The 15,491-nt window shown below is 66.7% G+C and carries 13 protein-coding genes; 6 read left to right on the forward strand and 7 right to left on the reverse strand.

Annotated elements, in window-relative coordinates; translation table 11 throughout:
* Positions 1-23: 23 nt before the first annotated feature.
* Entirely contained in the window at positions 24-479 is a 456-nt protein-coding gene (gene atpC, locus ICJ04_RS08915; protein ID WP_188327134.1) for an ATP synthase F1 subunit epsilon, read from the reverse strand.
* A 149-nt stretch (positions 480-628) separates the two neighbouring features.
* Between atpC and ICJ04_RS08920 the strand changes: the two genes are divergently transcribed.
* Positions 629-1,084, forward strand: a complete 456-nt coding sequence (locus tag ICJ04_RS08920) for a response regulator (RefSeq protein ID WP_223203023.1) — start codon at positions 629-631, stop codon at positions 1,082-1,084.
* A gap of 7 nt (positions 1,085-1,091) precedes the next feature.
* The gene (locus tag ICJ04_RS08925; protein ID WP_188327135.1) at positions 1,092-3,086 is read left to right on the forward strand and encodes an HWE histidine kinase domain-containing protein; all 1,995 of its coding nucleotides are present in this window, start codon (positions 1,092-1,094) and stop codon (positions 3,084-3,086) included.
* Positions 3,087-3,500: 414 nt separating this feature from the next.
* Here the strand turns inward: ICJ04_RS08925 and proP are convergent, their stop codons facing one another.
* On the reverse strand, positions 3,501-4,988 hold the full coding sequence (gene proP / locus ICJ04_RS08930) for a glycine betaine/L-proline transporter ProP (protein ID WP_188327136.1): 1,488 nt from the start codon (positions 4,986-4,988) through the stop codon (positions 3,501-3,503).
* A 231-nt stretch (positions 4,989-5,219) separates the two neighbouring features.
* Here proP and ICJ04_RS08935 point away from each other — a divergent pair, with 231 nt between their 5' ends.
* From ICJ04_RS08935 to ICJ04_RS08950, 4 genes are all read left to right on the forward strand, one after another.
* Positions 5,220-5,912, forward strand: coding sequence for a YjjG family noncanonical pyrimidine nucleotidase (locus ICJ04_RS08935; RefSeq protein WP_188327137.1), 693 nt, complete (start codon positions 5,220-5,222; stop codon positions 5,910-5,912).
* Between the two features lie 105 nt (positions 5,913-6,017).
* Positions 6,018-6,437, forward strand: a complete 420-nt coding sequence (locus tag ICJ04_RS08940; protein WP_188327138.1) for a host attachment family protein — start codon at positions 6,018-6,020, stop codon at positions 6,435-6,437.
* Positions 6,438-6,441: 4 nt separating this feature from the next.
* The gene (locus tag ICJ04_RS08945; RefSeq protein WP_188327139.1) at positions 6,442-6,768 is read left to right on the forward strand and encodes a thioredoxin family protein; all 327 of its coding nucleotides are present in this window, start codon (positions 6,442-6,444) and stop codon (positions 6,766-6,768) included.
* An 86-nt stretch (positions 6,769-6,854) separates the two neighbouring features.
* On the forward strand, positions 6,855-9,212 hold the full coding sequence (locus ICJ04_RS08950; protein ID WP_188327140.1) for a GH92 family glycosyl hydrolase: 2,358 nt from the start codon (positions 6,855-6,857) through the stop codon (positions 9,210-9,212).
* A gap of 870 nt (positions 9,213-10,082) precedes the next feature.
* On the opposite strand, the gene ICJ04_RS08955 is transcribed toward ICJ04_RS08950, so the two are convergent.
* Genes ICJ04_RS08955 through paoA form a run of 5 tightly spaced genes read right to left on the reverse strand, consistent with a single transcriptional unit; the run spans position 10,083 to position 15,485 of the window.
* Positions 10,083-10,697 carry a nucleotidyltransferase family protein gene (locus ICJ04_RS08955; RefSeq protein ID WP_188323957.1) on the reverse strand — a complete coding sequence of 205 codons (615 nt, stop codon included), beginning with the start codon at positions 10,695-10,697 and terminating at the stop codon, positions 10,083-10,085.
* A complete protein-coding gene (locus ICJ04_RS08960) occupies positions 10,694-11,695 on the reverse strand; it encodes an XdhC/CoxI family protein (RefSeq protein ID WP_223202828.1) in 1,002 nt (333 codons plus the stop codon). The genes ICJ04_RS08955 and ICJ04_RS08960 overlap by 4 nt, the downstream gene beginning before the upstream one ends.
* Complete coding sequence (gene paoC / locus ICJ04_RS08965) at positions 11,692-13,890, reverse strand: aldehyde oxidoreductase molybdenum-binding subunit PaoC (protein WP_188323958.1); 2,199 nt, start codon at positions 13,888-13,890, stop codon at positions 11,692-11,694. Before paoC ends, ICJ04_RS08960 begins: the two co-directional genes overlap by 4 nt.
* Positions 13,891-13,893: 3 nt before the next feature.
* Positions 13,894-14,844: a xanthine dehydrogenase family protein subunit M gene (locus ICJ04_RS08970; protein ID WP_188323959.1), complete on the reverse strand. Its 951-nt coding sequence runs from the start codon at positions 14,842-14,844 to the stop codon at positions 13,894-13,896.
* On the reverse strand, positions 14,841-15,485 hold the full coding sequence (gene paoA / locus ICJ04_RS08975) for an aldehyde dehydrogenase iron-sulfur subunit PaoA (protein WP_188323960.1): 645 nt from the start codon (positions 15,483-15,485) through the stop codon (positions 14,841-14,843). The genes ICJ04_RS08970 and paoA overlap by 4 nt, the downstream gene beginning before the upstream one ends.
* Positions 15,486-15,491 lie beyond the last annotated feature (6 nt).

Genomic DNA, 15,491 nt, shown 5'->3' on the forward strand with positions numbered 1-15,491 from the left:
GTCGTGATCGGCTTGGCGGCCGCTCAGCGATGGCAGAGCGGGCGGCGCAGGTGGGCGAGGTGGGCGACCAGTTCAGCGTGCACAGCACTGTAGCGGTCGTCGGTGAGGGCCGCCGCCAGGGGGGAGGTCGCCAGCTGGCGGGCTTCGTCGGCACGTGCTGCGTCCACTGCGCTGCTGCGTGAGGCGAGGTCGGCCAGCACGATGACCTGGTCAGGCTGGACCTCCAGGTAGCCGCCGGTCACATGGATGTCCACGGGCGTTTCGCCTTGCTCCGGAAACAGGCGGACCAGACCTTCGCGCAATGGCGCCAACAGGGGCAGGTGGCCTGCCATGATCCCCAACCGCCCCTCTGCACCGGGGACGCTGGCCTCGCGCACCCGCCCTTCCCAGCATGCGCCCGTCAGGCTGATGACCTGCAAGGGAAAGCTTGTCGTTGACTGCGCGACGGCGGCGGGCACGAGCGGAGCGGCGGCAGTCATGGATATCGCCTTTCGACAGAGGTGACGTACAGCGTCCTCGTTTCGAGCCCACGGCGCTGTGATCTGACGCAAATCGCGCAATCACCGCTGCCGAACCCATCCCTCACGTTGCGTTGCCCTGCATCTGCAGCATCATCCACCCCATACCCATGGCAGCACCGCGCAGCGCATTCAACGAGCGCGCGCACAAGCAGGAGGAACGCGTGACGGGAACGATGAAGGACACAGGCGGGCTGGACGGCAAGCGGGTGCTGGTTGCCGAGGACGAGTACAACATCGCCATGTTCCTCGTGGAATACCTGCAGATGCAGGGTGTGGATGTAGTAGGCCCGGCTGGAAACCTTAAAAAACTGGGCGAGCTGGTGGACGAGCAGGAGATCGACGGTGCCCTGCTGGACATCAACCTGGGCGGTGAGTTGGTGTACCCGCTCGCGGACCGGCTTGCTGAACGCAATATTCCTTTCGTGCTCACGTCCGGCTACGACGACAACGTGCCGGAGCGCTTCGCTGACACCCCGCGCTGCGGCAAGCCCTATCGGCTGGAAGCGCTGACGCGCATCCTGCAGACCGCGATGGGTCCGCCGACTGCGATCCGGGGTGGGTGACACCCCCATGGCGAGCCAGACGGACCCCTCCCTGTACCGCACCGACGGCCAGCGACCAGCGCCCGGCGCGCGGGTGAAGGACCTCAGCGGTATCGGCATGGCCGACCGCATCAGACAGCATGACTGGACCGCATGCCCATTGGGTCCGCAGGCCGCATGGCCACCCCACCTGCAGGCCACGGTGGATCTCATGGCGGCCCATGGCTTCCCGATGATCGTGCTGTGGGGCACTGATCTGCTGCAGATCTACAACGACGGGTACGCCGAGATCATGGCGGAAAAACACCCGGCCGGCCTGGGGCAGCCTACCGCCGAGTGCTGGCCCGAGGTGTGGCACATCAACGGCCCGATCTACGACCGGGTGTGGCAGGGCGAAACCGTCGTATTCTCCGACAAATGCTATCCGTTGCACCGGCGTGGCGCGCTGCAGGATGTCTGGTTCACCATCACCTACAGCCCGCTGCGCGACGGCCACGGTGACATCGAGGGCGTGCTGGTCACCATGTTCGACACCACCGCCGAGCATGTCGCACGCGTGGAGCGCGAACGGTCAGAGGCCGAGCTGCGTCTGAGCAACGAGCGCCTGCGTCTCAATGAAGAGCGCTTCCGGCAGTTTGCTGCGGCCTCGTCCGATGTGCTGTGGATACGCGACGCCGATACGCTGGCTGCCGAGCTGCAGAGCACCGCCTTCGATGCGGTGTACGGCATCGCCGCTGACGAGGCGGCCTGCGAACTGCGGGAGTGGGCGGCACGCGTGGTGCCCGACGACCGGGACGCCGCGATCGGCACGCTGCGCGACGTACGCGACGGTACCCGGCGCGTACATGAGTTCCGCGTGTTACGGCCGTCCGATGGCCAGTTCCGTTGGATCCGCGACACCGTTTTTCCACTCTTCGATGCGCAGGGGCGGGTGACCCGCATCGCGGGAATATCCAGTGATGTGACCGACGAACGCCGCTGGACCGAGCACCAGAGCGTGCTGGTGGCCGAACTGCAGCACCGCGTCCGCAACATCATGGCCACCATCGGATCGATCACGCTGCGGACACGCGAGTCGGCGACCAGCGTGGAGGACTATGCACAGCGGTTGTCGGGCCGGGTGATGTCCCTTGCGCGCACGCAGGCACTGCTGACGCGTGCAGCGAATGTGGGCATCGATCTGCGCACCTTGCTGACCGACGAACTGGGCTCGCACGCGGCGACCGAGTCGCGGGTGGTGCTGCGTGGGCCATCGACCGTGGTGCCACCGAAGGCCGCCGAAGTGCTGTCGCTGGCGATCCATGAGTTGGCCAGCAATGCGGTACGCCACGGTGCATTGCGCGAGCCGAGCGGGCGGGTCGACGTCACCTGGTCGCTGCGCGAAGGGGTGCTGGAACGCTGGCTGGACGTACGCTGGCGGGAGACCCATGCGCCGCGCGACGACTGGCAGCAGCCATGTCGCCGTGGTTTCGGGATGGCGTTGGTGGAGGAGCGCATTCCGTACGAGCTGGACGGAGAGGGCCACATGCGCATGAGTCCGGACGGCACCGAGGCGCAGATTTCGTTCCCCCTGCGCCAGCGTGACAGTATCCTGCAGACCGACGCGCCGAGCAGTGCCGGCGTGGGCGGTGGGTCGGTCGACCTGGGCGATGCAGCCCTGCTGGCCGGCTGCCGGGTGTTGGTGGTCGAGGACGATTTCTATCTGGCGCACGACACCGCAGCGGCCTTGCGCAGCGCCGGTGCCGAGGTCGATGGCCCCCATTCGGCGGCCGCCACCGCGCTGCATGCATTGTCCACGGGCCGCGTGGATGCTGCGGTGGTCGATCTCAACCTCGGACGGGGGGCAGAGGCGTCCCTGGTGAAGGCGCTGCAGGCGGCGGGCCTGCCCTATGTGGTGGTCACCGGCTATGACGACACCGTCGAAAGCGGGATGCATGCCGCCTGCGTGCGCCTGCAGAAGCCGGCCGCTGCGGCGAGCACCGCCCGCGCCCTGGCCGGGCTGGTCCGGCAGCGGCGCCACTGAGCCGCATGCGCGATTCCTGAAAGCTGCGTGTGTCCGCGCCTGTTTCAATAGCCCTGCGTCGCCGGTATCGGGACGCACCCTCACGCAGTCGTTGGCAACGGGGTTATGGCTGTATGAAGCAAAGAGGAGGCGTTGCGGACGCGGGTTCGAGTCCCGCCAGCTCCACCACGTGAGTATTGGGGGGCCAATGCTCAGCTGAAGGGGCTGTATTGGTTTCGACGTGGCGAGGAATCAGCGTGGACGGCTCGGGAGGCGACCGACGTTACCGGCGCAAAAACCATAATCGCCAATCACGACGATTATCGTCAGGTCCTTAAAGCGGCCTGATCCACGCAAGCGCACGTGGTCATCGAACGCGCAGGCACCCCGTCGGCAACGACGGGGTGTTTTTTCGTCCAATCAGACGCAGCTGCGTCAGCCCCCGCGGAGCGGTGCAGCGGGAGCTTCCGGCTGCAAGGATGGCAACTGGTCGTCCACGGTCACGTTGGCATCGCTGCGTAGCAGTGCACTGGCCTCCTGGCTGCTGGCCACGGCAGGCGGCGAGCCACGCAGGGGCAGGCCGGCGGTTTCGCGCACGAAGAGCATGGTGACCAGTCCAATCACGGCTGCCCCCATCAGGTAGTACGCGGGGATCATCGGATCACCGGTGTGGTGCACCAGCCAGGCGGTAACCAGCGGCGTGGTACCACCGAACAGCGACACCGACACATTGAACGCGATCGACAAGGCGCTGTAGCGCACGGGCGTATAGAACAAGGCGGGCAGGGTGGACGGCATCGAGCTGGTGAAGCACACCAATGCCACGCCGAGCAGCAGCAGACCGAGGAAGATCAGCCCATCGTGACCGCTGCGTACCAGCAGCAGGCAGGGGATGGCCAGCAGCAGCAACGCGATGCAGGCCCCGATGATCATGGGGCGCCGGCCGAGCCGGTCGCTGAAGATGCCGCCGACGATGTTCAACGGCATCATCACCAGCATCACGATGATGATCAGCAGCAGCCCCTTGCTCTCGGCGTACCCGAGGGTGACGCTGAGATAGCTGGGCATGTAGGTCAACAGCATGTAGTCGGTGACGTTGAACACCAGCACCAGCCCCATGCAGACCAGCAGTTGCCGACCGTGCACGCGCAGCAGCTCGCCCAGGCCTGGTCGCTCATTGTCACGTTTTTCGGCTTCTTCGGTATAGGCCTTGAACGCCGGCGTCTCTTCCAGCCGCATCCGCATGTAAAGCCCCAGCATTCCCAGCGGGCCGGCGACGATGAACGGGATGCGCCACCCCCAGTCGAGCATCTGTGGCGTGCTCAGCAGCAGGTGCAGGGTGGTCACGGTCCCTGCACCGGCGATATAGCCTCCCAGCGTGCCGAACTCGAGCCAGCTTCCCATCAGTCCGCGGTTGCGGTCGGTGGAATACTCGGCGATGAAGGTGGCCGCACCACCGTATTCGCCACCGGTGGAGAACCCTTGCAGCAAGCGCGCCAGCAGCAGCAGCGCGGGCGCCCACAGACCGATTTTGTCGTAGGTCGGGATCAGGCCGATGCTGAACGTACCAAGCGACATCAGCACCATCGTGCAGGCCAGCACTTTCTGTCGCCCATAGCGGTCCCCGAGGGGTCCGAACACCAGCCCGCCGAGTGGCCGCACCAGGAAGGCGACCGTGAACGTGGCGAACGTCGCGATCAGCTGTGCCGCTGGATTGCTGGCCGGGAAGAAAACCTGTCCCAGCGTGACGGCGAGATAGCCATATACGCCAAAATCGAACCATTCCATGGCGTTGCCCAGCGCCGCAGCACCCACCGCGCGGCGCAGCATCGGCGCGTCGACGACGGTGATTTCGCCAACGCGCATGTGGCGTCGCCGCTTGAACCAGCCGAAATGGGCATGAGCGTTAGCGTGCTCCTGCATGGAGGTCTCCTGGGGAAGGGGGGAGGGAGCAGCCCGCCGACCGGGTCACTGGACGGGAGCGACAGGACCGCAGCGTCGGCTGTGATCCAGCGCACAGCAGATACGAGCGCGTCCTCGTCCAGCAAGGGGCAAATCTGACAGCGTCGGCGGCATCCCGGTGGTAGGTGGTGCCCTGTGCACCCCGCGCATCGGGGTGCTAGCCTGCAGCTCCCACGAACCACGCTGCACCGCATGAAATACCGCCTGTTCCTGCTCGATCTGGATGACACGCTGCTGGATTTCAGGGCCTCGGAGCGGCTTTCTTTCAAGCGCATGCTCGCCAGCCTGGGTGTGCCCGATACGGCAGACGCGGTGTTCGCGGACTACCAGGGGATAAACCGGGGTCTGTGGACCGCGCTGGAACAAGGTGAGATCAGCAAGGATGTGCTGAAGGTCGAGCGCTTCCGCAGGCTGTTCGCGCTGCATGGCATCGATGCCGATCCGCGCAGGGCAAGTGATTCCTATCTGGACTGGCTGCCGCAGACGGTGGTCCTGATCGAAGGCGCACGTGCGCTGTGCGATGCCTTGGCCGCGCAGGGCGAGATCGGCATCATCACCAACGGCATCGAGCAGGTGCAGTCGCGGCGCATCGCCGTATCCGGCCTCGCAGATCGCATTAGTTTCGTTGCCACGTCCGAGGCCTGTGGTCATGCCAAGCCGGATGAACGCTTCTTCGCCTTCAGCACCGCGATGGCGCGCCGGTTCGTGAAGTCGCAGACGGTCATCATCGGTGACCGCCTGGAGGCGGATGTGCTGGGCGCGAACCGTTACGGCATCGACAGCTGCTGGTTCAATCCCGCACGCCTGCCGAACGACGGCAGTGCGACGCCCACGCTTGAAGTGCACGCGCTGCGCGACATCCCGTCACGTTTCGCTGCCTGCTGAGGGTGGGAAATGCACGGTACGCACACACCGGGCACGCAGGATGCTTACATCCGTGTCTCTACGGTGGTGACTACTTTCCTGATCACCTCAAGCGGAGCACACGCCATGACCGAGCACACCCCCATTCCCGAAGGTACCCTGATCGTCGTGGCCGACGGCGGTTCTGCGCGCGTGTTCACCAACGTCGGCAGCAAGACGGAGTTGAAGCTCAAGCAGCAGGATGAGCTGGTGCTGCGTGATGTCAGTGATGCCGGCGTATCCGGGCAGGGCCCGTCGGGCGCGGTGCCGAAAGACATGACCATCTCGCAGCTCAACGAAGCAACCTTTGCCAAGCAGTTGGCCGAGCAGCTCAACGATGATGCGTTGAACAACCGCTATGCGCACCTGGTACTGATCGCCGACCCGCAGACGCTGGGACGTATCCGTCCGCAGCTGCACAAAGAAGTGCAGTCGCGACTCGTACTCGACCTGGCGAAGGACTTCACCAACGCACCGCTGGAAGACATCCAGCGCGCACTGAGCTGACAGCATGCAGACCGCGCCTGACCCCGCGATGGCCAGCGAACCGTCCCGCGAGCAGATTGATGCGGGCAGCGGCTGGCTGCTGCTGGAGTTCGGCGCGACCTGGTGCGGGCATTGCCAGCTGGCCAAGCCGCTGGTCGCAGCGCTTGTGCAGCAGCACGGCGTGCCGCACCAGTGGGTGGAAGATGGGAAGGGGCGGCCACTGGGTCGCTCCTTCAGCGTAAAGCTGTGGCCGACGTTGATCCTGCTGCGCGATGGGCAGGAAGTAGGCCGGGTAGTGCGTCCCGCTGTCGCGGATGATCTCGACGCCTTGGCGGCAACGCTGGCGCGTTGAGGTTGGCATGTCGCGCTCAGGCGCGGCACTGCAACATGCTGGCGTGCTTTCGTGATGCTAGGATCGACTCTCCTGAATCGATCTAAATGCCGACCATGGGAATCAGCGTGACGCGTCACTGGGTGGCCTGGGCTGCGGGCATCTGCCTGGCCACCGGCTCAAGCCTCACCAGCGCAGCCATGATCGGGGAGCGCGCGTTCGCCGCGGTGGACCCGTTCATCGGCACGGCGGGTGAGGGTCACACCTACCCCGGCGCCACGGTGCCGTTCGGCATGGTGCAATTGAGTCCGGATACCCGCATCCAGCCCCGCGAGAAGGCCTATGACTGGGCTGCTGGCTACCGCCATGACGACACCAGCATCGTCGGCTTCTCGCACACGCATTTCTCGGGCTCCGGGCATTCCGATCTGGGCGACGTGCTGTTGATGCCGTACACCGGTGATCCGGGCCTGGAGCGGGGCGATCCGGAGAAACCGCGTAGTGGCTATGCCTCCCGCTTCACGCACGACGACGAAAAAGCCGAGCCCGGCTACTACGCCGTCACCTTGGACGACTATCGCGTACGCGCCGAACTGACCACCAGCGAGCGCGTCGGTGTGCACCGGTACGCATTCGCCAAGGGCGATGAAGCGAAGGTGCTGTTGGACCTTCGCACCAGCCTGTACGACTACCCCGGCAAGATCCTGTGGTCGCGTCTGCGGGTGCGCGACGACGGCACCGTGACCGGCTTCCGCGAAACGCGGGGCTGGGCGCCGGGTCGGCAGCTGTACTTCGCCCTGCGTTTCTCGCGGCCCCTGCAGGCGCATGCGCTGCACAATACGGAAACGGACATCGCCTACAAGGGGTTTCCGCCGCCGGGCCACGGGTCGCCGTTGCAGCGGGCGCAGATCGAAGGACGGCAGCTGGTGGCCAGCTTCGACTTCGGCACGCTTCAGGGCCCGCTGGTGGTGAAGGTCGCGATTTCTTCGGTCAGTGAGGCCGGCGCGATCGCCAACCTGGATGCGGAGGTACCGGATTACGATTTCGACCGCGTGCGCGCCGAGGCCAAAAAGAAGTGGACCGACGCGCTGGGCGTCCTGGACATCGACGCACCGCGCGCCGACCAGCGCAGTGCCTACACGGCGCTGTACCACTCGCTGCTGGGCCCGACATTGTCGATGGATGTGGATGGGCAGTACCGCGGCCCCGACAATGCCGTGCATCGCGCTGAAGGCTTCCGCCACCATTCGACGTTCTCGTTGTGGGATACCTACCGCGCCCTGCATCCGCTGCTGACCCTGGTGCAGCCGGAGCAGCGCAACAGCGACTTCATCAATTCGTTGCTGGCCCACCAGCAGCACAGCCCCTACAGCATGCTGCCGGTGTGGTCGTTCCATGGCCAGGAGACCTGGTGCATGATCGGCTACCACGCGGTCCCGGTGATCGCCGACGCGTACCTGAAGGGCATCCGTGGCTTCGATGCGGACAAGGCGCTGGATGCGATGGTCGCGACCGCCAACCACGGCCCCTACGATGGCATCGCGCAGTATCGTGAGCTGGGGTGGGTGCCGATCGACGAAGAAGGCGAGGCGGCCAGCAAGACGCTGGAATATGCCTACGACGACTGGACCATCGCCCGCATGGCGGAGGCGATGGGCCGCAGCGACGTGGCCGCGACCTTCAACAAGCGCGCCGGCAACTGGAAACATGCGTTCGATGCGGAGACGGGCTTCATGCGTGCGCGCAAGCGCGACGGCAGCTTCCGTATGCCGTTTGATCCATCGGCCAGCGGTTACGGCACCGACTACACCGAGGGCAATGCATGGCAGTACTCCTGGTATGTGCCGCAGGACGTGCGGGGTCTGGCCGACGCTCACGGCGGGGCCGATGCCCTGCTGGCCCGGCTGGACCAGGTGTTCGAGGCGAAGGTGGATCCGTCGGTGTTCGAGCACATGGAGGACATCACCGGTCTCATCGGCTGGTATGCACACGGCAACGAACCCAGCCATCACGTGGCTTACCTGTACGCCCACGCGGGGCAGCCCTGGCGCACGCAGGCACGCCTGAAGCAGATCATGGACACGCAGTACGCCGATCGTCCCGACGGGCTGGCCGGCAACGATGACCTGGGACAGATGTCGGCGTGGTACCTGTTCACGGCGTTGGGCTTCTATCCGGTGGCACCGGGCAGTGGCGAGTACATCATCGGCCGGCCGTTCCTGCCGAAGGCGGCGTTGCATCTGCCGAACGGCAAGACGTTCCGCATCGTCGCCGATGGGCTGAAGGCCGGACACGCCTACGTCGGTTCCGTCACGCTCAACGGGAAGCCGCTGCAGCGAGCATTCCTGCGCCACGATGAGATCCTGGCAGGCGGCGAGCTGCGTTTCGTGATGCAGGCCGAGCCTAACACCGCATGGCCAGGGCAGGACGCCGACGCCCCGTATTCGATGACCCGGGCAGAGTAAGGTCCCGGACGAAGGCGCCGCTGCGCTTGCCGAGCGTGGCTCGGCGATACCGTTCTCATAACGCCCCGCGGCCCCGGCAACGCCGGCCACCGGCGGAATCCGTCACCGTGCGACACCGGTAGCGCCGAGCCGTGCTCGGCGGAATCCCGGCCATGTGCGGGAGGACGAAAGGCGCCGCTGCGCTCGCCGAGCGTGGCTCGGCGCTACCGGATCCACACCGCCCCGCGGCCCCCGCTACGCCGGCCACCGGCGGAAGCCATCACCGTGCGACACCGGGTAGCGCCGAGCCGTGCTCGGCGGAATCCCGGCCATGTGCGGGGTGACGAAAGGCGCCGCTGCGCTCGCCGAGCGTGGCTCGGCGCTACCGTTCCGACAACGCCCCGCGGCCCCGGCAACGCCGGCCACCGGCGGAATCCGTCACCGTGCGACACCGGGTAGCGCCGAGCCGTGCTCGGCGGAATGCCGGCCACGTGCGGGAGGACGAAAGGCGCCGCTGCGCTCGCCGAGCGTGGCTCGGCGCTACCGTTTCCACAACGCCCCGCGGCCCCGGCAACGCGGGCCATCGGCGGAATCCATCACCGTGCGACACCGGGTAGCGCCGAGCCGTGCTCGGCGGAATGCCGGCCACGTGCGGGAGGACGAAAGGCGCCGCTGCGCTCGCCGAGCGTGGCTCGGCGCTACCGTCCCATAACGCCCCGCGGCCCCGGCAACGCCGGCCACCGGCGGAATCCATCACCGTGCGACACCGGGTAGCGCCGAGCCGTGCTCGGCGGAATGCCGGCCACGTGCGGGGTGACGAAGGCGCCGCTGCGCTCGCCGAGCGTGGCTCGGCGCTACCGGATCGGTGTCGTGCGTGATGCCGGGTACGCCTCAACCCTTGGCGTCGATCAGCCCCTGCTGGCGCGCGGCGCGCAGGTCGTCCGGTGTGTCGATATCCAACTCCAGTTCCGTGCTGGGCAGCAGAAACACCGTCTCGCGCGGAAGCGCGCGCAGCCGCTGACGGAATCCACCGCGGCCCGTGCCAGAGGGCACCGCGTCGAACCAGTGTCCCGGCACCACGGCCGGGACGGCGGCCAGCCCGTGCAGCAACGTTGCAGCGCAGCCAGAGGCGGACCCGCGTGCACCGTCCAGCAATGCCCGCAGGTGCCCCCGCGTCAGCGCCGGCTGATCGCAGAGCATCACCAGCACCTGCGGAACTGCCCGCACCGCATCGGCTGCCGTACGCAGGCTGTCAGCCATGTCCGCAGTGGGACTCGTGTTGACCAGCTGCGTGCAGCGGAGGTCCGCCAGCGCCTGCGATGTGGCCTCGCTCGCCTCAGCGACCACGACCCACACCGCGTCCGGCGCCGTCTCAGTCGCCAGGCGCACAGCGCGGTGCAACAGGGTTTCTCCATCGCGGCACAGCCACTGCTTGGGCTGGCCGAGACGCGTGCTGCCGCCGGCGGCCAACACCACGACCGCGTGGGCAGGTGCACGCGTCGTCATGAAACGGGCAACGCGGACGCGTGGCGCCATGCTTGGAGTTGGGCGGCAATACTCAACGCGATCGCATGGGGTCCGCGACCGCCCAGATCCAGACCAATCGGCGAACGCAGGCGGCCCGCCAAGGCCTCGACGGCAGCTGGCGGAAGCAGCGTGAACAGGTCATCGCGACGCCGTGCAGGACCCAGCAGGCCCACGAAGGATACCTGCGTTGCAGCAAGGGCGTGCAAGGCCTGCAGGTCCAGTTCGAAGTTATGGTGCATGACCAGCACCGCATCGAACGGACCGCCTTCGGCCAGCGCCGCCTCGACTCCGTCCGAGGCCACCGCCAGCGCGCAGCGCTCACGCCATGCGACACGCGGGTCGTTGACGGTTACCCGCCATCCGAGACCGCGCAGCGCAGGAACCAAAGGCGTTGCCTCGGGCCCTGCACCCAGCAGCAGAACCCGTGGCGGGGGCGCCCACTGCAGATTCCAACGGGTCTGCTCGGCAGACCACGGCACCGCCTGCACTGGCAGACGTGCCTCGCTGCACTGCGTGTCGCAGGCCAGTCTGACACCCCCAGACGCATCGAGTGCCAGCCGCAGCGCGCCGGCCCCATCCAACCAGGCCTGGAGCACGGGCGTGCACCCCGGCAACGCACCCAGCGGAATCAGCGCGATGCGCTGGCAGCCCCGGCAACCGACGGCGTTGCCGCTGAACAGCGCGGCGTCATCGCGGGTGTCGATCTCCATCCAGTCGATGCGCCCCTCGGACGCGGCCTGCAGCGCGCAGCGTTCAATCTCCGGCTCCAGGCAGCCACCGCTCAACCAACCCACGTGCTGATCCTGGGCGAACAACACGACCGTGCCGGCACGCGCGTAGGTCGAGCCCAGCGTTTCCAGCACCACCGCGATGGCCGCCGGTTCGCCGGTGCCGAGCGCGCCGATGCACGCCTCCAGCACCTGCGGCAGCCCGGCGTCGTGCACCTCCATCACCGTTTCATTGAAGGGCAGGGTCACGCGATATCCGGCAGGCCCGGCAGCAGCTTGTCCAAGGTGACCGGGTAGTCGCGGACGCGCACCCCTGTCGCGTTGTAGATCGCATTGGCGACCGCCGCGCTCACCCCGCACAGGCCCAGCTCGCCCACGCCCTTTGCCTTCATCGGCGACGACACGGCGTCTGCCTCGTCCAGGAACACGACCTCCTGGTGTGGCACGTCGGCGTGCACCGGCACTTCGTAGCCGGCCAGGTCGTGGTTGACGAAGAAGCCCAGGCGCGTATCCACGGCAAGCTCCTCTGAAAGCGCCGCGCCGATGCCCATCGTCATCGCACCGATGACCTGGCTGCGCGCCGTTTTCGGGTTGAGGATGCGGCCGGCCGCGCACACGGCCAGCATGCGACGGATGCGACTTTCACCGGTGGCCATGTCAACGCCCACCTCGACGAAGTGCGCGGCGAACGTCGACTGCTGGTATTGCTCCTGCAGTTTGTCGAACTCGATGAAGTCCTCCACCACCAGTTCACCGTCGGCTGCGGCCTTGCCCAGCGGTGCCGAACGCGTGCCATCGCGTACCGTGCCATCGTCGAAGGTGGCGGTATCGGCGGAGAAGCCCAATCGCGCCGCCACGGTTTCGCGCAGCTTGGTGCAGGCCGCGAATACGCCTGCCGTCGCACTGTTCGCGCCCCACTGGCCACCCGACCCGGCCGATGCAGGGAAACTCGAGTCGCCGAGTTTCACCGTCACCTGATCGAGCGACACGCCGAGCATTTCAGCGGCCGTCTGGCCCAGGATCGTATAGCTGCCCGTACCGATATCCGTCATGTCCGTTTCGACGGTGACGTGGCCTTTGTCATCCAGGCGGATGCGGGCACCGGATTTCATCACCAGATTGTTGCGGAAGCCTGCAGCGACCCCCATGCCGACCAGCCAGCGCCCATCGCGCTGCTGCGCGGGAACGGCGGACCGCTTGTCCCAGCCGAAGCGCTGAGCACCATCACGCAGGCACTGCACCAGTTGACGCTGGGAGAACGGACGCTTCGGATCGGAGGGATCCACCTGCGTGTCGTTGCGGATGCGGAACTCCACCGGGTCCAGCTTGAGCTTCTCCGCCATCTCATCCATGGCGATTTCCAGCGCCATCAGGCCGGGCGTTTCGCCGGGCGCGCGCATCGCGTTGCCTTCCGGCAAGTCCATCGTATGCAATCGCAGGCCGGCCAAGCGGTTCGCACCGGCGTACAGGAACTTGGTCTGCTGGATCGCCTCTTCCGGCGAGCCGCCCGGCAGGTTGCCCGACCAGGACTCATGCCCGATCGCGGTGAGCGTGCCCTCTGCGGTGGCCCCCAGGCGGATGCGCTGGATGGTGGCGGGGCGATGGGTCGTGTTGTTGGCGATCAACGGCCGCGACAGCGCCAGTTTCACCGGGCGCTTGGCCGCCCGTGCACCCAGTGCGGCGAGCACCACGTCGGAGCGGATGAACAGCTTGCCGCCGAAGCCGCCGCCGATGTACGGCGAGATCAACCGGACCTTGTCCTCGGGCACGCCGAGCGTCTTGGCCAAGTCCTTCTTGCCCCACTCGATCATCTGGTTGGACGTCCACACCGTCAGCTGGTCACCCTCCCACGCGGCCAGCGATGCATGCGGCTCCATCATGGCGTGGGACTGATCCGGCGTGTGGTACGTGGCATCCAGCGTCACCGGCGCTTCGCCGAACGCTTTTTCGAAACTGCCCACGCGCGCGTCTGGATCGGTGTCCTGCAGTGGCCCACCGGCCGCCTTCGCGGCATCGAGGTCGAACACGCCCTTCGCGGGTGCGTAGCGGATACGCACCAGGTCAGCGGCCGCGCGTGCCTGCTCGAAGGTTTCCGCCACGACCAGCGCCAGCGCCTGATGGTAGTGCGCCACCTCAGGGCCGCCGAGCAGCGCAGCCGCATTGCGTCCCGCCTTGTGCAGGGTGCCCGCATTGTCGGCGGTGACGATGGCCAGCACGCCCGGTGAGCGACGCGCCGCGTCAAGCTCCATCGAGGTCACGCGGCCCTTGGCGATGCCAGCACCGACCACGTAGCCATAAGCGGGCGAGGGCACGGCCTCATGCCACTCGTAGGCATATTTCGCGTGACCGGTGGTCTTCAGCGGACCGTCGATACGGTCCAGCGGCTTGCCGACCACCTTCATCTGGTCGATGGGATTGCGTCCCGCAGGGGTGTCGAATTTCATGGATCAGCTCCTCGCCTGCATCAATACCGACGCCAGCGTGCGCTGCGCCAACTGGACCTTGAACTGGTTCTCCGGTGTCGGCGCCGCACCCTGGAGCAGCGCACCGATCACGGCCTGCGCGCCATGCGGCAGCAGGGCGTCGGCTGCGTCACTGCGCCACGGCTTGTAGGCGACACCGCCCAGCGCAACACGGCCACTGCCGTCGGCCTGGATCACCGCCGCGACAGACACCAATGCGAAGGCATAGGACGCGCGGTCGCGCACCTTGCGATACAGATGCGTGCCACCCAGCGGCGCAGGCAACCTGACGGCGGCAATCAGTTCGCCCTTCTCGAGCAGGGTTTCGATATGCGGGGTACTGCCCGGTGCGCGATAGAACGTGTCCAGCGCAATCTGCCGCGTGCTGCCGTCGGGCCGCACGGTCTCCACCACGGCCGCCAGCAGCATCATCGCCACCGCCATGTCACTGGGATGGGTCGCGATGCAGGCCGTGCTGGTGCCGATGACCGCCAACTGCCGACTGACACCGCCGATGGCCGCACAGCCGCTGCCGGGAAGGCGCTTGTTGCAGGGCTGGGCGGTGTCATAGAAATACGGGCAGCGGGTCCGTTGCAGCAGGTTGCCTGCGGTCGTTGCCTTGTTGCGCAGCTGGCCGGAGGCACCGGCAACGAGTGCGCGTGTCAACAGCGCATAGTCACGACGGATGCGCGCATCAGCCGCCAGGTCGGTATTGCGGACAAGGGCGCCGATGCGTACGCCGCCGTCGTCGGTTGCCTCGATGGTGTCCAGCTTCAGGCCATTCACATCGATCAGATGGGTCGGGATCTCGATTTCGAGCTTCATGAGATCCAGCAGGTTGGTGCCACCAGCGATGAAGCGCGCGCCGTGGGTACGTGCAGCAGCAGCCGCCGCTTCGGCCGGCGTGCGGGCGCGTTCGTAGGTAAAGGCTCTCATGCGCGCTTGCCTCCCACGTCTTCGATCGCGTCCACGATGTTGGAATAGGCGCCACAGCGGCAGATGTTGCCGCTCATGCGTTCGCGGATTTCTTCGGCACTGAGCGTTGCGCCTGCCTGCAGGTCGCCCGTCACATGGCTGGGAATGCCGTCCTTGATTTCCTGCAGCACCGACACGGCCGAACAGATCTGGCCGGGGGTGCAATAACCACACTGGTAGCCATCATGCTTAACGAAGGCCGCCTGCATGGGGTGCAGGTCATCCGGTGATCCCAGCCCTTCGATGGTGGTGATCTCGGCCCCTTCGTGCATCACGGCCAGCGTCAGGCAGGCGTTGATCCGCCGCCCATCCACGATGACGGTGCAGGCACCGCATTGTCCGTGGTCGCAGCCCTTCTTGGTGCCCGTCAGCTGAAGGTGCTCGCGTAGCGCATCAAGCAGGGTCACGCGCGTGTCCAGCTGCAGCGACTGCTTCTTGCCATTGACGCGGAAGTTCACTTTTTCGACGACCGGTGCGCGGGCCGGCTCACGTGCGCCGGGGACGTCAGCCATGGCCGTGGGTATCGCGATCACGGACGCCGAGCCCGCGCCCAGTTTCAGCAGGTCGCGCCGGCTGAGCGCGAATTCGGAAGGGGTATTCATGCAGGA

Source organism: Stenotrophomonas sp. 169 (assembly GCF_014621775.1).
Taxonomy (GTDB): Bacteria; Pseudomonadota; Gammaproteobacteria; order Xanthomonadales; family Xanthomonadaceae; genus Stenotrophomonas.